We start from the raw sequence: 17,449 nt of genomic DNA, 5'->3' as shown, positions 1-17,449 counted from the left end.
GCATGGGGGTGGCTCCGCGCCGAACATACACCACGGGAAACCGGTTCCCAAGGCACAGAATCCAGTGCTACGGTACCGCCGAGGAACCGGTTTCTCACCGGTGATCCACGGCGAACACAGCGAGGTGATCGACGACATGTCCGTAGTGACGGAGCTCCGACGGACCGCCCGGTCCGGGCGCACGCCAGCCCGGCGCGCCCTGCGCCGGGGGGACGGCCGGAGCGCTGCCCTCTTCCTGGCCCCCTGGTTCCTGGGCCTGGGCCTCATCACGGTCGGCCCCATGGTCGCGTCCGGGTACCTGTCCTTCACGGACTACGACCTGCTCCAGCCGCCGTCGTGGATCGGCCTCGACAACTACACGCGGCTGTTCGAGGATCCCCGCCTGCTCAACTCGCTGCGGGTCACGTTCACCTACGTGTTCACCGCGGTGCCGCTGCAGCTGATCGCCGCGCTGGCCCTGGCACTGATCCTCGACCGCGGCCTGCGCGGGCTGCCGTTCTACCGTTCGGTCCTGTACCTGCCCTCGCTGCTCGGCGGCTCGGTGGCCGTCGCCATCCTGTGGCGCCAGGTGTTCGGGGTCGACGGCCTGGTCAACCACTTCCTCGCCCTGTTCGGCATCGTGGGCAAGGGCTGGGTGTCCGACCCGGACACCGCGCTCGGCACCCTGGTCCTCCTGCACGTCTGGACCTTCGGGGCGCCGATGATCATCTTCCTGGCCGGCCTGCGCCAGATCCCGGAGATGTACTACGAGGCCGCCTCGATCGACGGCGCCGGCGTGGTCCGCAAGTTCCGCAACATCACGCTGCCTCTGCTGACGCCGATCATCTTCTTCAACCTGGTGCTCCAGGTGATCGGGGCCTTCCAGAGCTTCACGCAGGCGTTCGTCGTCTCGGGCGGCACGGGCGGGCCGGCCGACTCGACGATGTTCTACACGCTCTACCTCTACCAGAAGGGCTTCACGGCCCTCGACATGGGGTACGCGTCGGCCATGGCGTGGTTGCTCCTGTTCATCGTCGCGGCGATGACGGCGCTCAACTTCTTCGTCTCGAAGTTCTGGGTCTTCTACGATGACTGAGGTCCGCGTGCGCCCCACGCCCCTGGCCGTCCTCGCCGACGAGGCCCCTCCGGTCGAGCGACGCCGCTCGCCCTGGCCGGCCCGCCGCCGCTCCGTGCTCAAGCACCTCGGCCTCATCACGCTCTGCGTGCTGATGCTCTATCCGCTGATCTGGCTGCTGGTCAGCTCGTTCAAGCCGACCGAGCTCATCTTCCGCGACGTGTCGATCATCCCGACCGAGATCGACATGACGAACTACAGCCAGGGCTGGAACGCGCTGCAGTACCCGTTCGGGCGCTACCTGATGAACTCCGCGCTCATCGTGCTCGGCGCCCTCGTCGGCAACCTGGTCAGCTGCTCGATGGCCGCCTACGCGTTCGCGCGGCTGCAGTTCCGGGGCCGGCAGCTGTGGTTCTCGATCATGCTCGTGTCGATCATGCTGCCGATCCACGTGATCATCGTGCCGCAGTACGTGCTGTTCTCCCGGCTCGACTGGATCAACACGTTCCTGCCGCTGATCGTGCCGAAGCTGCTGGCCACCGACGCGTTCTTCATCTTCCTGATGGTCCAGTTCTTCCGCGGGATCCCCCGGGAGCTGGACGAGGCCGCGCGCCTCGACGGCTGCGGGCACGGCCGCATCTACCTGCGGATCATGCTGCCGCTCTCGCTGCCCGCCCTGGCCACGACGGCGATCTTCACGTTCATCTGGACGTGGAACGACTTCTTCAGCCAGCTCATCTTCCTCACCCGGCCGGACATGTACACCGCGCCGGTTGCCCTCCGTACGTTCCTGGACTCGACGGGCGCCAGCTCGTGGGGCCCGATGTTCGCCATGTCCATCGTGTCGCTCGTCCCCGTCTTCCTCGCGTTCCTCCTCGGCCAGAAGTACCTGGTCAAGGGGATCGCGACGACGGGCATCAAGTAAGCACGGCAGCTCCGTCCCTCGTCCTTCTTGACTGCACACCGTCGTCCCGTCATCCAAGGAGAACCATGCGTCCCCGACCGTCCCTCCGCGTAGGTGCCCTGATCGCCGTCGCGGCGCTCACCCTCACTGCGTGCGCCGGCTCGTCCGACGAGCCCGCGTCCACGCCGACCTCGTCCGGTCCGCCGGAGCCCGTCGAGATCCGCTTCTCCTGGTGGGGCTCCGACACCCGGCACGAGCTCACGCAGCAGGTGCTCGACAAGTTCGAGGAGAAGTACCCGTACATCACGGTGGTGCCCGACTACACCGACTGGAACAGCTACTTCGACAAGCTGAGCACCTCGGTGGCCGGCGGGGACGCCCCCGACGTCATCACGCAGGAGGAGCGCTACCTCAACGACTACGCCTCCCGCGGGGTGCTGGCCGACCTGAACGAGCTGGGCCTCGACACCTCGAAGATCGACCAGAACGTCCTGGAGTCCGGCACGATCGACGACGCCCTCTACGGCGTGGCCACGGGCGTCAACGCCTATGCGATCGTCGCCGACCCCGCCGCGTTCGAGGCGGCCGGTGTCGAGCTGCCCGACGACTCCACGTGGACCTGGGAGGACTACGTCGACATCGCCGACGAGATCTCCGCCGCCACCGGCAAGACCGTGTACGGCGCCCAGGACTACGGCTTCAACGAGCCCGGGTTCTCGATCTTCGCCCGCCAGCGCGGGGAGTCGCTGTACACGAAGGACGGCAAGGTCGGGTACGACGAGAAGACCCTCGCCGACTGGTGGCAGTACTCGCTCGACCTGCAGGCCGGCGGCGGAGCGCCCGACGCGGCCACCACCGTCGAGGTCGACGCCGGCGGCCCCGAGCAGTCGCTCGTCGGCACCGGCAAGGGCGCGATGGCGTGGTTCTGGACCAACCAGCTCACCGCGATCGCCAACGCCTCCGGCAAGGAGCTGAAGCTGCTCCGCGTGCCCGGCGAGTCGGAGGAGGAGCGCACCGGCATGTACTTCAAGCCGGCCATGTACTACTCCGTGTCGGCCAAGTCCGAGCACCCGAAGGAGGCCGCGCTGCTGATCGACTTCCTGCTCAACGACGAGACCGCGGGCGACATCCTGCTCTCCGACCGCGGCCTGCCCGCCAACACCGACGTCCGCGCCGCCGTGCAGTCGAAGTTCTCCCCCACCGACCAGCAGGCCGCCGACTTCCTCGCCGACCTCGAGGACGAGATCGTCGACGGACCCGCCGTCCCGCCCGTCGGGGCCGGCCAGGTCGCGGAGATCACGCGGCGCATCAACCAGGAGGTCCTCTTCGGCCGCATGACGCCCGAGGCCGCCGCCAAGCAGTTCACGCTCGAGGTGGAGTCGGCGATCGGCAGCTGACCCCGCCGACACCACCGCAACGTCCGCACTCCGGAGGGCTCCGGCCCGCAGGAGTGCGGACGTTGCTGCGTGGTGGAGCCGCCGTATCTCACCCACCCCCTCGCGACTCCTTCGTGGCACCCTCGACAACAGGGGTGCCGCCCGTGGAGGTGCGGCTCGCGGGACGAGAGGGACGTCGATGACGGAGCAGGTCCTCACCCGGCGGGCGGTCAAGTTCGACCCGGCCACCCACGGCTTCGCGTTCCCCAACGCGTTCGTCAACGAGGTGCTCACGCTGCCCAACGGCGCGAAGATCACGACCGCGGGCCGCTGCGGCGGCATGGCGTACGCGGCGCTCGACTACTTCCTCGCCGGGCAGCCCGTGCCCCGCTGGCGCTCCGACCTGTGGGCGCCCAGCCGCGTCCCGCCCGACAGCCACTGGCTCGCCCAGCTGTTCACCCAGCGCCTCCGCGACTCGTTCTTCACCGGGTCCGCCGCCAAGTTCGTCACGTGGTCCATGCACTCCGACGACGAGACGTGGGTGTTCAAGGGCGTCACACGGTGGACCAAGGAGGAGGAGCTCCCCCGGGTCATGAAGTCGATCGACGCGGGCCGTCCGGTGGTGCTCGGGCTCGTCGTCGCCCGCTCCCTGGCCGCCATCGGCGACAACCACCAGGTCATCGCCTACGGCTACGAGCAGGACCGGTCCACCGGCCGCGTGACCGTGCTCATCCACGACAACAACACCCCGGGCAAGCCCGTGACCCTGACGTCCGACAAGGACCAGCACGACTGGACCGCCTCGAACGGCCACCCGTGGCGCGGCTTCTTCGTGCAGGACTACACGCCCAAGCGCCCACGGGTGCTGACCAAGCACGCGCCCGACGTGAAGGCCAAGGTCTCCACCGGCGACACGGTCAAGCTCTCGCACGTGTGGACCGGCCTCACCCTGCACTCGCACGAGCACCCCTACGTGCACCCCGGCACCGACGGCCTGCAGCAGGTCACAGGCTTCGGGGGGGCCGACGACAACGACCGCTGGCTGCTGGTCGGCACCGCCGGGACCCCGGCCGGGACCGACCTGCAGGACGGCTCGGTCGTCCGGCTGCGGCACGTCTCGACCGGCCGGTGGCTGCGCAGCGTGGCGGGCGTCCCGTCGCCGCTCTCCCACCAGCAGGAGGTCAGCGCGTCGGACACCGCCGACGCCCACGCCGACTGGCGGGTCGAGGTCGCCGACGACCGCCCGTGGACCGCCGGCGCCCGCGTCCGCCTCGTGCACGTCGCGACGAACGCGGCGCTGCACTCGCACCACGCCTCCGACGCCCGGCTCACCGCGGGCCAGCAGGAGGTCACCGGCTACGCGAAGCGCGACGTCAACGACTGGTGGACGGTGCTCGAGCTCAGCTGACGACGGTGCCGGTGAGCGTCGGGAGCTCCGTCGGCCCGAAGGCCACGTTGAAGGCGCTCGCGACGCTGACGTCGTCGCCGGTGACCGTCGCTGTCGCCGTGAGCACGAAGGGCGACTCGACGAACCGGCACGTCACCACGTAGGTGTCGGGGGTCGTCCACGCGCCGCTGACCAGCACGTCCTCGGGATCGCGGCGGCGCAGCGTCGTGCGGGTCAGAGCCGGCTGCGCGTGCCCGACCGAGACGATGACCGTCTCCTCCTCGTGGTCGACCGTCAGCCGGTCGTGCCCGTCGCCGACCTCGAGCACGGCGTTGCGGACGCCCAGCGTGTTCGGCTCGAACGTGATCGTCCGGCCGCCGAGCCGGGCTCCGGTGGGCGTCGTCGGCGCGCCGTGCGGCGGCTCGAGGCGCAGCCCGTCGAGGCATTGCGTCAGCAGCCGTCGGCCCGCGTGGTCCTCCGGCAGCGGGCCGTCGGCGAGCCCGGGCAGCAGGTGCTCCCACACCAGCGCGAGCTCGCCGTGCATCTCGTCGACGCCCGACGTGATCGCCACGACGACGTCCTGCTCGGGCAGCACCACGCAGTACTGGCCGAACGCGCCGTCGCCCCGGTAGCTGCCGTGCCGACCGCGCCAGAACTGGTACCCGTAGCCCTGCGCCCAGTCGATGTCGACGTTCCGGTCGTTGGGCACCTGCTTCGCCGTCGCCTCCGCCGCCCAGCCCGCCGGGAGGACGCGTCGACCGTCCCACACGCCGTCCTGCAGGTAGAGCTGGCCCAGGACCGCGATGTCCTCCGTGGTCCCCGACATCCCGGTGCCGCCGGCGTCGATGCCGGCGGGCGACTGCTGCCACGTGGCGCCCTCGATGCCGAGCGGCTCGAACAGCCGCGGGCCGAGGTAGTCGAGCAGGCACTGCCCGGTGAGCCTCTGCACCAGCGCGGAGAGCAGGTGCGTGGCCGCGGTGTTGTAGACGAAGAAGGTGCCGGGCTCGTGCGCGACGGGCTGCGCGAGGAACGCCGCGACCCAGTCGTCCGTCGCGGACACGCGCGGCGTCGGGTCCTCGTCGTGCCCCGTGGTCATGGTCAGCAGGTGCCGGACCCGCATCCGCCGCACGTTCTCGTCCGGCTCGGCCGGGGCCACGTCGCCGAAGTGGTCCAGCACCAGGTCGTCGACCGTCAGCAGCCCCTCCGCCACCGCGAACCCGACCGCCGTGGACGTGAAGCTCTTGCTCAGCGAGAACAGCTCGTGCAGCCGGTCCGGCGCGAACGGGTCCGCCCATCCCTCGGCGACCACCGACCCGTGCCGCACCACCATCACCGAGTGCAGCTCGGGCCACGACTCGAGCGCGTCGACGAGGTTCAGCAGCGCCTGGGGGTCGACCCCCTGCTCTTCGGGCGTGGATCGGGGCAGGCGTCGACGTCCGGGCATGCCCCCACCCTGCCACCCGCCCCGACCCACCGCGCGCAGCCGCGGACGTTCGGGCCGGTCGACCTGCACGAGCCCGACGGCCCGCGCCTCCGCACCGCCAACCCCGGGCCGTTGGGGGCACTGATGCAACCCCCGGACGCGGCGAAGCCCCGGTCCGCGAACGGACCGGGGCTTCGTCGAGTCGAGCTGTGCTGTGCGGTGCGGTGCGGGTCAGCCCACCTGGGGCAGGGTGCCCGTCCCGCCGTCGCTGACGCTGGGGCCAGCCGCGGGCAGGTCGGTGCCCGAGCTCGGCGTGCCGTAGGACGACGCGGCGCCGACCGCGACCGGCTCCGGCACCGTGGCGCCCTTGGGGACGCCGCGGAACGTGAACTCCCCGAGCAGGCCTTCGCCCTCGGCGTCCACGATCACCAGCTGGCCGGCCTTGAGCTCGCCGAACAGGATCTTCTCGGACAGTGCGTCCTCGATGTCCCGCTGGATGGCGCGGCGCAGCGGCCGAGCACCCAGGACCGGGTCGTAACCCTTCTCGGACAGCAGCTTCTTGGCCGCGGGCGTGATCTCGATGGCCATGTCCTTGTCCCGCAGGCGCTTGTCCAGCTTGGCGACCATGAGGTCGACGATCGCGAAGATCTCCGGCTGGGACAGCTGCGGGAACACGACCACGTCGTCGACGCGGTTGAGGAACTCAGGCCGGAAGTGCTGCTTGAGCTCGTCGTTGACCTTGGACTTCATGCGCTCGTACGACGTCGACAGGTCCCCGCCGGCCTGGAAGCCGGTCATGAGGCCCTTGGCGATGTCCCGGGTGCCGAGGTTCGTGGTCATGATGATGACGGTGTTCTTGAAGTCGACCACCCGGCCCTGCGAGTCGGTCAGGCGACCGTCCTCGAGGATCTGCAGCAGCGAGTTGAAGATGTCCGCGTGCGCCTTCTCGACCTCGTCGAAGAGGACCACGGAGAACGGCTTGCGCCGCACCTTCTCGGTCAGCTGGCCGCCCTCGTCGTACCCGACGTAGCCGGGGGGCGAGCCGAACAGCCGCGAGACCGTGTGCTTCTCCGAGAACTCGGACATGTCGAGCTGGATGAGCGCGTCCTCGTCGCCGAACAGGAACTCCGCGAGCGCCTTGGCCAGCTCGGTCTTCCCGACGCCCGTGGGGCCGGCGAAGATGAACGACCCACCGGGACGCTTCGGGTCCTTGAGGCCCGCACGCGTGCGACGGATGGCCTGCGAGAGCGCCTTGATGGCGGCGTCCTGGCCGACGACCCGCTTGTGCAGGTTCTCCTCCATGTGGAGCAGGCGGCTGGACTCCTCCTCGGTGAGCTTGAACACCGGGATGCCCGTGGCGATCGCCAGCACCTCGGCGATGAGCTCCTCGTCCACCTCCGCGACGGCGTCGAGGTCGCCGGACTTCCAGGCCTTCTCCTTCTCCACGCGCTTGAGACCGAGCTGCTTCTCGGCGTCGCGGAGACGGGCTGCCTTCTCGAAGTCCTGCTCGTCGATCGCCGACTCCTTGTCGCGGCGCGTCTCGGCGATCTGCTCGTCGAGCTCGCGCAGCTCCGGGGGAGCCGTCATGCGGCGGATGCGCAGGCGGGCGCCGGCCTCGTCGACCAGGTCGATCGCCTTGTCCGGCAGGTAGCGGTCGTTGACGTACCGGTCCGCCAGGGTGGCGGCGGCGACCAGCGCGGCGTCCGTGATGGACACGCGGTGGTGGGCCTCGTACCGGTCGCGCAGACCCTTGAGGATCTCGATCGCGTGCTGCAGGTTGGGCTCGGCCACCTGGATCGGCTGGAAGCGACGCTCCAGGGCCGGGTCCTTCTCGACGTACTTGCGGTACTCGTCGAGAGTGGTGGCACCGATGGTCTGCAGCTCGCCGCGCGCCAGCATCGGCTTGAGGATGCTCGCGGCGTCGATGGCACCCTCGGCGGCACCCGCCCCGACGAGGGTGTGGATCTCGTCGATGAACAGGATGATGTCGCCGCGCGTGCGGATCTCCTTGAGCACCTTCTTCAGGCGCTCCTCGAAGTCACCGCGGTAGCGGCTGCCGGCCACGAGCGCGCCCAGGTCCAGCGTGTAGAGCTGCTTGTCCTTGAGCGTCTCGGGCACGTCGCCGCGCACGATGTCCTGCGCGAGGCCCTCGACGACGGCGGTCTTGCCGACGCCGGGCTCCCCGATGAGGACCGGGTTGTTCTTGGTGCGGCGGGACAGCACCTGCATGACCCGCTCGATCTCCTTCTCGCGCCCGATGACCGGGTCGAGCTTGCCGTCGCGCGCAGCCTGCGTGAGGTTGCGCCCGAACTGGTCGAGGACGGCGCTGCCCGAGGGCTGACCCTCCTGCGGACCGCCGGCGGCGACGGGCTCCTTGCCCTGGTAGCCGGAGACGAGCTGGATGACCTGCTGGCGCACGCGGTTCAGGTCCGCGCCGAGCTTGTTGAGGACCTGGGCGGCGACGCCCTCGCCCTCGCGGATCAGGCCGAGCAGGATGTGCTCGGTCCCGATGTAGTTGTGGCCCAGCTGCAGCGCCTCGCGCAGCGACAGCTCGAGCACCTTCTTGGCGCGCGGGGTGAAGGGGATGTGGCCCGACGGAGCCTGCTGGCCCTCGCCGATGATCTCCTGCACCTGGGCGCGGACGGCCTCGAGCGAGATGCCGAGCGACTCGAGGGCCTTGGCGGCGACGCCCTCACCCTCGTGGATCAGGCCCAGCAGGATGTGCTCCGTGCCGATGTAGTTGTGGTTGAGCATCCGTGCCTCTTCTTGGGCAAGGACGACCACGCGACGGGCTCGGTCCGTGAATCTCTCGAACATGTGCACTCCTCACGAGCTGCGTGCCCACCGATCCCCGGGCTGGCGCACCGGGGGTCTACGAGCGGCGTTGTTCGATGCTAACGGCGGGGTGGTGCCCCGACTGCCCGTGTTCGCCGCAGGCGTGACGACGTCCCCGGGTTGCCCGGGGTCATTTATCGCCCGAGCGGGCAGGTCTAGCGTCGTTGAGCGCTGGTGGGGCTTTCCCGGGCGCGCAGGGGGCGACGACGCCGCCGGCCCAGCAACCCCGACACGCACGACTCCCAGGAAGTTGTCGAGGGGAGGGGTCCGATGGGTCCCCGACGAGTTCTTGTCCTGCTGTCCGCTGCTCTGCTCCTGGTGCTGACGCCGTCCGCGGCGAGCGCGCACCATCCGCCCGGCGACCCGGCACCGGAGCTGCTGGTGACCGGCCTGTCCGGCGGATGGGGCAGCACCGTCGGGCCGGACGGGGCCCTCTACGTCACCGAGCCGGTCGCCGGTGAGGTCTCGCGGGTCGATCCCCGCACGGGGGCGGTGACCCTGTTCGCCAGCGGTCTCCCGTCCAACAACGGCTCGGGCGTCACCGACGTGGCGTTCGTCGGCCGCACGGCGTACGTGCTCGTGACGTTCGTGACCCCCGAGGTCGGCGGCACCGGTGTCAACGGCATCTACCGGGTCGACGGGCCGACCACCTTCACCCTGCTGGCCGACCTCGGCGCCTACGCCGCGGCGAACCCGCCACCGACCGACTACTTCGTGGCGTCCGGGGTGCAGTACGCGTTCGCGCCCTACCGCGGCGGCTTCCTGGTCACCGACGGCCACCACAACCGCGTCTACCGGGTCGGGCTCGACGGCTCGGTCTCCGTGCAGATCGTCTTCGACAACATCGTCCCGACGGGCCTGGACGTCGACGGGTCGCGGGTCTACATGGCGGAGGCCGGGCCTCTGCCCCACCTCGCCGCGGACGGCAAGATCGTCACGTTCCGCTCGCGCTCGACGACGGCGACCGAGGTCGCGGCCGGCGGACCGCTGATGGTCGACGTCAAGGTCGGGCGAGGCCACGACCTCTACGCCCTCGCCCAGGGCGACTGGCCCCTCGGCGGACAGGCGGGCTCGCCGGCCGCCCCGAACACCGGGCAGCTGTTCTCGGTGGGACGGCACGGGTCGCTCGAACGGATCGCGGGCGGTCTGAACCAGCCGGTCTCGTTCCAGGTCATCCGGGGCACGGCCTACGTCGTGACGCTCGGCGGGGAGGTGTGGACGGTCGACCTCGGCCGCCGCGGGCACTGACGCACGAGGCGGAGGGCCGGGCCGAGCGCCCGGCCCTTCGTCGCGCCCCCTCGTCGAGGCCGGGGACGATCAGGCACCAACCCCCGACGTCGCGGCGCCCGTGCCCGTAGCCTGACGCAGATGACGACCCCCGACCTCGTCGTGCGCGCGGGCCGCGCCTGGATCGACGGCGCGCTGCGGCCTGCGCAGGTCCACGTCGCCGACGGCCGCATCACCGCGACCGACGGCCCGGTCCCGGACGGCGTCCCGGTGGTCGAGCTGGCCGACGACGAGGTGCTGCTGCCCGGCCTGGTCGACAGCCACGTGCACGTCAACGAGCCGGGCCGCACGGCCTGGGAGGGCTTCGCGTCGGCGACGCGCGCGGCGGCGGCCGGCGGGGTGACCACGCTGGTCGACATGCCGCTCAACTCGATCCCGCCGACGACGTCGGTCGACGCGCTCGACGCCAAGCTCGAGGCGACCGTCGGCAGGCTCAGCGTCGACGTGGCGTTCTGGGGCGGGGCGGTGCCGGGCAACCTCGGGACGCTCGGGCCGCTGCACGCGGCGGGGGTCCGGGGGTTCAAGGCGTTCCTCACGCCCTCGGGGGTCGACGAGTTCGGCCACCTCGACGCCGACCAGCTCGAGCGTGCGCTGGCCGAGGTCGCCGCGCTCGGCACCGTGCTCGTCGTGCACGCCGAGGACCCGGCCGACCTGCGCGGCGACGGCGCCCTGGGGCCGCGCTACGCGGACTTCCTGGCCAGCCGCCCGGCGGCCAGCGAGCGCCACGCCATCGCGCGCGTGATCGACGCGATGCGACGCACCGGCGCCCGGGCGCACGTCCTGCACCTGTCCGACGCCGGGTCGCTCGACCTGATCCGGTCCGCCAAGGCCGAGGGGCTGCCGCTCACGGTGGAGACGTGCCCCCACTACCTCGCGCTGCGGGCCGAGGACGTGCCCGAGGCGGCGACGCAGTTCAAGTGCTGCCCGCCCATCCGCGGCACGGCCAACCAGGAACTCCTGTGGGCCGCGGTGCTGGACGGGACCATCGACGCGATCGTCTCCGACCACTCGCCGTCCACCGCGGACCTCAAGAGCGCCGACTTCGGGCTGTCCTGGGGCGGCATCGCGGGCCTGCAGCTCGGGCTGTCGGTGGTGTGGACCGAGGCGCGGCGCCGCGGGGTGCCGCTGACCGACCTGCTCCCGCTGTTCACCACCGGTCCGGCCGCGGTCGCGGGGCTGCACGGTCTGGGCGTCCTCGCCGTCGGAGCGCCCGCCCACCTGGTCGCGTTCGCGCCCGACGCCGAGCGGGTGGTCGACGTGCACCGCCTCGAGCACCGCAACCCGGTCTCGCCGTACGACGGAGCGACGTTGGCGGGGTCGGTGCGGACGGTGTGGTTGCACGGGTCGGCGGTCGTGGAGCGCGGCGCGGTCACCCGACCCGGGACCGGCCGCGCGCTGCTGCCGGAGGTCGTCCGTGCGTGAGCCGTCAGGCCTCGCGGTGCTTGTGGCCCAGCGCCGCGGCGACCAGGGCGAGCACGCCCGCGAACAGCATGCCGACGCCGACGCCCTGCTCCCCGCCCACCTTGAGCAGGAGCGCCCCGACGCCCGCACCGACGAGGATCAGGGCCACCGCGAGGGAGCGACGCGCCCAGCCGTCGCCGGTGCCGCCGGCCAGGCGACTGTCCGCCGCGAGCCCGGTGAGCGTCGAGGTGACGACGACCGTGGTCACGTCCTTCACCGCGAGCCGGCGCGCGGTCGCGGCCTGCAGGCCCATGGCCACGGCGAGCAGGGCGGTGACGACGAGCGCCCACACGGTGCCCTCCTGCGGGGGAGCGACGAGCGCGCCGACGCCGAGCGCGACCGCAAGCACTCCGGTCGCGGCGAACGTGGTGCTCGTGCGGTGCGACCAGCCGGCCGGGGCGGTGCGCAGCACGCGTCCGCCCACCGCTGCACCGCCGAGGAACCCGACGAGCGCGAGGGCCGGGCCCAGGATCGGCAGGTCGTCGGCACCGGCGAGCGCCATGCCGAGGATGACCACGTTGCCGGTCATGTTCGCGGTGAAGACGCGGTCCAGACCCAGGTAGCCGACGGCGTCGACGATGCCGGTCGTGAACGTCAGTGCCAGCATGAGCACCAGGTGTCGGCGCGCGTCGTCCCAGGTCTTCATCACGGCGTCATGGTGGGGGTGCGGGACCGATGAGTGCAATCTTGCAGCCGGGCACGGGCGAGATCCGGGCGGCGTCCTACCTGCCGTCGACGCCGGCCACGGTCCTGTGGGGCCGGCTGCCGTGCGGTGCCGACGAGCCCGTCCTGCGCGTGGCACCGGGCACGGAGGTCACCATCGACACGGTCAGCCACGAGGGTCTGCTCGACGACCAGGGCAGCGACCCGCTGGCGTACTTCACCGGCCACGGCGTGGCGCCCGGCGACGTGCTGACCGACGCCGTCGAGATCGTCGGCACCCTCACCCGCTCCCCCCACGACGGGCCGCACGTCGTGACCGGTCCCGTCCACGTCGAGGGCGCGCAGCCGGGCGACCTGCTCGCCGTCACGGTGCTGGAGACCACGCCGCGCGTGCCGTACGGCGTGATCTCCAACCGGCACGGTCGGGGCGCGCTGGCCGGCGAGCTGCCGCGCGGCCCGTCGAACGTCTCGGTGTTCGCGACGGTCGCCGAGCGCGCGCAGGGCCTGGTCGGGTGCCTGCCCGCCGTCGAGGGTGGCGAGCGGCTGATCGAGTTCCCGCTCGCGCCGTTCCTCGGGATCATGGGGGTCGCGGTGCCCGGCGACGAGCGGCCGCACTCGGTGCCGCCCGGCGCGCACGGCGGGAACATCGACATCAACCTGCTGCAGGTGGGCGCCACGCTCTACCTCCCGGTGCTGGTGCCCGGCGCGCTCGCCTACGTCGGCGACCCCCACTTCGCGCAGGGCGACGGCGAGGTGGCGCTCACCGCGCTCGAGGCGTCGCTGCGGGTCACGCTGCGGTTCGACGTGGTGCCGGCGGACGAGGCGCTCGTGCGGTTCGGTCCGTTCGAGGGCCCGCTGGTCGAGACCCCGGAGTACCTGGTGCCGACCGGGCTCGACAAGGACCTGGGCGAGGCTGTGCGCAAGTGCGTCCGGGCCGCGCTCGCGCTGCTGCAGGCGCGCTGGGGGCTCGACGAGCACCTCGCCTACGCCTACCTGTCCGCGGCGACCGACATCGACATCTCCCAGGTGGTCGACCAGGTGTGCGGGGCGCACGCGCGGATCCGCGTCGCCGACCTGGACGGGATCACGCGATGATCCCCCCGGACCTGCAGGAGGCGTTCGACGCCTACGAGCGCGCGCTGGCCGGCGACGACGTCGAGGCCCTGGACGACGCCTTCGCGCCCGGACCGTCCACGATGCGCGGCGACAGCAACGGCCTCCTCGTCGGCCACGACGCCATCAGCGCGTTCCGCAGCACCCGCGGCGGCATCACGCCGCGGGTGCTGGACCGCGTGGAGTCCCGCCGGCTCGCCGACGACTGCTGGCTGATCGTCGCGACCTCCCGCTACGACGGCGGCGGGACGGGGCTGCAGACGCAGGTCTGGCAGCTGACGGACGGCCGCTGGCGGATCACCGCCGCGCACGTCACGGGCCGCACGCCCAGCTTCGACCGGTCGGTCTGGCGCACGGTCGGCGACCCGCTCTACCAGGGCGCGTTCGAGGGTCCGCTGCTCGGGCTGCGCGTCGCGGTCAAGGACGTGTTCGCGGTCCGCGGCTACCGCATCGGCGCCGGCAACCCCACCTGGTTGCGCGGCGCCGCCCGCGAGCGCCAGCACGCCCCCGCGGTGCTCGACCTGCTCAAGGGCGGGGCCTCCGTGCGCGGCCTGGCCCGGACCGACGAGCTCGCGTACTCGATCGCGGGCACCAACCCCCACTACGGCACCCCCGCCAACGGCGCCGTGCCAGGCGCGCTGCCGGGCGGGTCGTCGAGCGGCCCCGCCACGGCCGTCGCCACCGGGCAGGCCGACGTAGGGCTGGCCAGCGACACCGGCGGCTCGATCCGCGTGCCGGCGAGCTACCAGGGGCTGTGGGGGCTGCGCACGACCCACGGGCTGGTCCCCCGCCAGGGGATGGTGCCGCTCGCGCCGTCGTTCGACACGGTCGGCTGGCTCACCCGGGACGGGGCGACGCTCGAGCGGGTCGCGGCCTGGTGCCTCGAGGACGACGCGCCCCTGCTGCCGCCGCGCCGGGTGGTCCCGGTCGAGGTCCTGCAGCTGGTCGAGCCCGCCACCCGCGAGGCGTTCGAGGCGTGGGCCGCGGGGACCGCCGAGGAGGTCTCCGTCGGCCCGCTGGACGAGTGGGTCGAGGCCTTCCGCGTGCTGCAGGCGGCCGAGGCGTGGCGGGCGCACGGCGCCTGGCTCACCGCGCACCCGGACGCCGTCGGACCCGGCGTCCGCGAGCGGTTCGCGGTCGCGAGCGAGGTGACCCTTGCGCAGGAGGAGGCCGCCCGTGCCGAGGTCGAGCGGCTCGCCCAGACTGTGCGCGCCATCGCCGACGACGCCGTCCTCGTGCTCCCCACGACGCCCGGCCCGGCCCCGGCCCGCACCGCGAGCGCCGAGGAGCTCGACCGCGTCCGTGCGGTGACCCTGCGGATGACGGCGCTGGCCGGCATCGGCGGGCTGCCCGCCCTGTCGATCCCCGTGCTGCACTTCCCCTCGGAGCTCGGCCCGGCCCCGGTGGGCGTGTCCCTCGTCGGCCCCCGCGGCACCGACCTGTCCCTCGTCCGCCACGCCCGCTCCCTCGTCGCCAGTGCAGGAGGCCACGCATGACCGCCCCGGTGAACCCGCCGCCCCGCCTGCTCATGGGCCCCGGGCCGGTCAACGCCGACCCGCGCGTGCTGCGGGCGCTGTCCACGCCGCTGATCGGTCAGTACGACCCGGTCATGACGGGGTACATGACCGAGACGATGGCGCTCTACCGCGAGGTCTTCGCGACGACCAACGAGGCGACCCTGCTGGTCGACGGGACGTCCCGCGCGGGGATCGAGGCGGCGATCGTGTCCCTGGCCCGGCCCGGGCAGCGCGTGCTGGTGCCGGTGTTCGGCCGCTTCGGGCACCTGCTGGCGGAGATCGCGCTGCGGGCGCAGGCCGAGGTGCACACCATCGAGGTGCCCTGGGGCCAGGTGTTCACCGCGTCGGCCGTCGAGGAGGCGATCGTCCGGGTGCGCCCGCACCTGCTCGCGATGGTGCAGGGCGACACGTCGACCACGATGAACCAGCCGCTGGAGGAGCTGGGCCCGGTCTGCGAGCGCCACGGCGTCCTGCTCTACACCGACGCCACGGCGTCACTCGGCGGCAACCCGTTCGAGATGGACGCGTGGGGCATCGACGCCGCCACGGCCGGGCTGCAGAAGTGCCTGTCCGGGCCCTCGGGCAGCGCGCCGATCAGCCTGTCCGACCGCGCGGTCGAGGTGATCCACGGCCGCCGGCGCATCGAGGCCGGGCTCCGCGAGGAGTCGGACGAGGACGCGGGCGAACCCGTGCGCTCCAACTACTTCGACCTCGGCATGGTCCTCGACTACTGGGGTCCGCGGCGGCTCAACCACCACACCGAGGCGACGAGCATGCTGTACGCCGCCCGGGAGTGCGCGCGGATCCTCCTCGAGGAGGGCCGCCAGGCGGTCATCGACCGGCACGAGCGGGCCGGCGTGGCGATGCTCGCGGGCGTCCGCGGTCTGGGCCTGACCGTGTTCGGGGACGTCGCGCACAAGATGAACAACGTGGTCGCGGTCGAGATCCCGGACGGGGTGGACGGCGACGCAGCGCGCGGCGCCATGCTGCAGGACTTCGGGATCGAGATCGGCACGTCCTTCGGCCCGCTCCACGGGCGCGTCTGGCGGATCGGGACCATGGGCGCCAACGCGCGCCTGGACACCGTGCTGGTGACGCTCGCCGCCCTCGAGCAGGTGCTGCGGCGGGCCGGTGCGCGAGTTCCTCATGGGGGCGGCGTCGACGCCGCCTACTCGGCGTTCTGATGCTCGACGTCCACACCGCCGCCCGGCGCATCATGGCGCGTTGCGACGAGCTCGCGGCCTACACCTCGATGGCCGGCGGGATCGAGCGGGTCTACCTGTCCCCGGAGCATGCGCGCGTGAACCGGGTCGCCGCCCGCTGGATGCGCGAGGTGGGCCTCGACACGTGGCAGGACGAGGCCGGCAACCAGTGCGGCCACCTGGCCGGCCGGGACCCCGACGCACCCTCGCTGCTGCTGGGCTCCCACCTCGACACCGTCCGCGACGCCGGGCGGTACGACGGCATCCTCGGCGTGCTCATGGCGATCGAGGTGGTCCGCGCGCTCCGGCCGCAGCTGCCGACGTTCCGGTTCGGGCTCGACGTCGTCGCGTTCTGGGACGAGGAGGGCGCCCGGTTCGGCACGGCGCTGCTGGGCAGCTCGGCGATGGCCGGGCGCTGGAACGAGGCGTGGTGGGACCTCACCGACGAGCACGGCACCACGCTGCGCACCGCGTTCAGCGAGTTCGGGCTCGACCCGGGTCGCATCGGCGCGGCCGCGCGCTCCCGGGAGTCGCTGGCCGGGTACCTCGAGGCGCACATCGAGCAGGGCCCGGAGCTCGACGACGGCGGCGCGCCCCTGGGCGTGGTCACGTCGATCGCGAGCGCGCGCCGGTTCGCCGTGCAGATCGACGGCGAGGCCCGGCACGCGGGGGGCGCCCGGTACGAGAAGCGGCACGACGCGCTGCTCGGCGCCAGCGAGGTCGCGCTCGCCGTCGAGCGGCTGTGCCGGGCCGAGCACCACATCATCGGCACGGTCGGGCGGCTGGAGACGTTCCCGGGTGCGGTCAACGTGGTGCCCGGCGAGGCGCGGCTCACGGTCGACCTGCGCGGCGAGCACGACGACGACCGCGACCGCGTCTGGGGCAGCATCACGCGCGAGCTGGACGAGATCGCCGGCCGCCGCGGGCTGACCTGGTCCGCGCGCGAGCTGCACGAGGCCCCCGCGGTCAGGTGCGACACCCTGCTGCAGGACGTGGTCCGCGCCGGCATCGAGGACACCGGCCGTCGACACGTCCCGGCACTGTTCAGCCGCGCGGGTCACGACGCCATGGCGATCGGCGCGGTCACGGGCGTCGGCATGCTGTTCCTGCGCAACCCCGACGGCATCAGCCACCACCCGGACGAGGACGTCAGCCTGGCCGACGTCGAGACCGGGCTCCAGGCGCTGACGGCCACGGTGGAGCACCTGGCCCGCGAGACCGCCTGAG

General features: G+C 72.3%; 13 protein-coding genes. 10 read left to right on the top strand and 3 right to left on the bottom strand.

Going from position 1 to position 17,449, the window contains the following annotated elements:
- The first annotated feature begins 136 nt into the window (after positions 1-136).
- The 4 genes from AC1DT4_RS07145 (at position 137) to AC1DT4_RS07130 (ending at position 4,742) form a co-directional block, all read left to right on the top strand.
- Entirely contained in the window at positions 137-1,075 is a 939-nt protein-coding gene (locus AC1DT4_RS07145; protein ID WP_477089084.1) for a carbohydrate ABC transporter permease, read from the top strand.
- Positions 1,068-1,979 carry a carbohydrate ABC transporter permease gene (locus AC1DT4_RS07140; protein WP_477089083.1) on the top strand — a complete coding sequence of 304 codons (912 nt, stop codon included), beginning with the start codon at positions 1,068-1,070 and terminating at the stop codon, positions 1,977-1,979. Before AC1DT4_RS07145 ends, AC1DT4_RS07140 begins: the two co-directional genes overlap by 8 nt.
- Before the next feature lie 65 nt (positions 1,980-2,044).
- On the top strand, positions 2,045-3,355 hold the full coding sequence (locus tag AC1DT4_RS07135) for an ABC transporter substrate-binding protein (protein ID WP_477089082.1): 1,311 nt from the start codon (positions 2,045-2,047) through the stop codon (positions 3,353-3,355).
- A gap of 178 nt (positions 3,356-3,533) precedes the next feature.
- Entirely contained in the window at positions 3,534-4,742 is a 1,209-nt protein-coding gene (locus tag AC1DT4_RS07130) for an MIR domain-containing protein (protein WP_477089081.1), read from the top strand.
- On the opposite strand, the gene AC1DT4_RS07125 is transcribed toward AC1DT4_RS07130, so the two are convergent.
- Positions 4,735-6,165, bottom strand: a complete 1,431-nt coding sequence (locus AC1DT4_RS07125) for a serine hydrolase domain-containing protein (RefSeq protein WP_477089080.1) — start codon at positions 6,163-6,165, stop codon at positions 4,735-4,737. The genes AC1DT4_RS07130 and AC1DT4_RS07125 overlap by 8 nt on opposite strands.
- Positions 6,166-6,375: 210 nt before the next feature.
- On the bottom strand, positions 6,376-8,961 hold the full coding sequence (locus AC1DT4_RS07120) for an ATP-dependent Clp protease ATP-binding subunit (protein WP_477089079.1): 2,586 nt from the start codon (positions 8,959-8,961) through the stop codon (positions 6,376-6,378).
- A gap of 288 nt (positions 8,962-9,249) precedes the next feature.
- On the opposite strand from AC1DT4_RS07120, the gene AC1DT4_RS07115 reads away from it, so the two are divergent.
- Positions 9,250-10,227 carry a ScyD/ScyE family protein gene (locus AC1DT4_RS07115; protein ID WP_477089078.1) on the top strand — a complete coding sequence of 326 codons (978 nt, stop codon included), beginning with the start codon at positions 9,250-9,252 and terminating at the stop codon, positions 10,225-10,227.
- A 120-nt stretch (positions 10,228-10,347) separates the two neighbouring features.
- Positions 10,348-11,688: an allantoinase AllB gene (gene allB / locus AC1DT4_RS07110; protein WP_477089077.1), complete on the top strand. Its 1,341-nt coding sequence runs from the start codon at positions 10,348-10,350 to the stop codon at positions 11,686-11,688.
- A 4-nt stretch (positions 11,689-11,692) separates the two neighbouring features.
- Here allB and AC1DT4_RS07105 read toward each other — a convergent pair whose 3' ends face one another.
- Positions 11,693-12,373: a YoaK family protein gene (locus tag AC1DT4_RS07105; protein WP_477089145.1), complete on the bottom strand. Its 681-nt coding sequence runs from the start codon at positions 12,371-12,373 to the stop codon at positions 11,693-11,695.
- A gap of 29 nt (positions 12,374-12,402) precedes the next feature.
- Here AC1DT4_RS07105 and AC1DT4_RS07100 point away from each other — a divergent pair, with 29 nt between their 5' ends.
- From AC1DT4_RS07100 to AC1DT4_RS07085, 4 genes are read left to right on the top strand one after another with little or no spacing between them, the layout of a single operon-like run.
- Positions 12,403-13,485, top strand: a complete 1,083-nt coding sequence (locus AC1DT4_RS07100; RefSeq protein WP_477089076.1) for an acetamidase/formamidase family protein — start codon at positions 12,403-12,405, stop codon at positions 13,483-13,485.
- The gene (locus tag AC1DT4_RS07095; protein WP_477089075.1) at positions 13,482-14,999 is read left to right on the top strand and encodes an amidase; all 1,518 of its coding nucleotides are present in this window, start codon (positions 13,482-13,484) and stop codon (positions 14,997-14,999) included. The genes AC1DT4_RS07100 and AC1DT4_RS07095 overlap by 4 nt, the downstream gene beginning before the upstream one ends.
- Positions 14,996-16,204: a pyridoxal-phosphate-dependent aminotransferase family protein gene (locus AC1DT4_RS07090; RefSeq protein WP_477089074.1), complete on the top strand. Its 1,209-nt coding sequence runs from the start codon at positions 14,996-14,998 to the stop codon at positions 16,202-16,204. Before AC1DT4_RS07095 ends, AC1DT4_RS07090 begins: the two co-directional genes overlap by 4 nt.
- Positions 16,204-17,448: an allantoate amidohydrolase gene (locus tag AC1DT4_RS07085; protein ID WP_477089073.1), complete on the top strand. Its 1,245-nt coding sequence runs from the start codon at positions 16,204-16,206 to the stop codon at positions 17,446-17,448. Before AC1DT4_RS07090 ends, AC1DT4_RS07085 begins: the two co-directional genes overlap by 1 nt.
- Position 17,449: the final 1 nt, after the last annotated feature.

This window comes from Cellulomonas sp. P4_D11 (assembly GCF_056401915.1).
The sequence above is the reverse complement of the archived record's forward strand: the minus strand, read 5'-3'. Positions and strand labels throughout refer to the sequence as shown.

What these genes read in the sequence shown, in the direction of transcription:
- AC1DT4_RS07145 (WP_477089084.1), top strand. Translation starts at nt 137, where the DNA reads ATGTCCGTAGTGACGGAGCTCCGACGGACCGCCCGGTCCGGGCGCACG.
- AC1DT4_RS07140 (WP_477089083.1), top strand. Translation starts at nt 1,068, where the DNA reads ATGACTGAGGTCCGCGTGCGCCCCACGCCCCTGGCCGTCCTCGCCGAC.
- AC1DT4_RS07135 (WP_477089082.1), top strand. Translation starts at nt 2,045, where the DNA reads ATGCGTCCCCGACCGTCCCTCCGCGTAGGTGCCCTGATCGCCGTCGCG.
- AC1DT4_RS07130 (WP_477089081.1), top strand. Translation starts at nt 3,534, where the DNA reads ATGACGGAGCAGGTCCTCACCCGGCGGGCGGTCAAGTTCGACCCGGCC.
- AC1DT4_RS07125 (WP_477089080.1), bottom strand. Translation starts at nt 6,165, where the DNA reads ATGCCCGGACGTCGACGCCTGCCCCGATCCACGCCCGAAGAGCAGGGG.
- AC1DT4_RS07120 (WP_477089079.1), bottom strand. Translation starts at nt 8,961, where the DNA reads ATGTTCGAGAGATTCACGGACCGAGCCCGTCGCGTGGTCGTCCTTGCC.
- AC1DT4_RS07115 (WP_477089078.1), top strand. Translation starts at nt 9,250, where the DNA reads ATGGGTCCCCGACGAGTTCTTGTCCTGCTGTCCGCTGCTCTGCTCCTG.
- allB (WP_477089077.1), top strand. Translation starts at nt 10,348, where the DNA reads ATGACGACCCCCGACCTCGTCGTGCGCGCGGGCCGCGCCTGGATCGAC.
- AC1DT4_RS07105 (WP_477089145.1), bottom strand. Translation starts at nt 12,373, where the DNA reads ATGAAGACCTGGGACGACGCGCGCCGACACCTGGTGCTCATGCTGGCA.
- AC1DT4_RS07100 (WP_477089076.1), top strand. Translation starts at nt 12,403, where the DNA reads ATGAGTGCAATCTTGCAGCCGGGCACGGGCGAGATCCGGGCGGCGTCC.
- AC1DT4_RS07095 (WP_477089075.1), top strand. Translation starts at nt 13,482, where the DNA reads ATGATCCCCCCGGACCTGCAGGAGGCGTTCGACGCCTACGAGCGCGCG.
- AC1DT4_RS07090 (WP_477089074.1), top strand. Translation starts at nt 14,996, where the DNA reads ATGACCGCCCCGGTGAACCCGCCGCCCCGCCTGCTCATGGGCCCCGGG.
- AC1DT4_RS07085 (WP_477089073.1), top strand. Translation starts at nt 16,204, where the DNA reads ATGCTCGACGTCCACACCGCCGCCCGGCGCATCATGGCGCGTTGCGAC.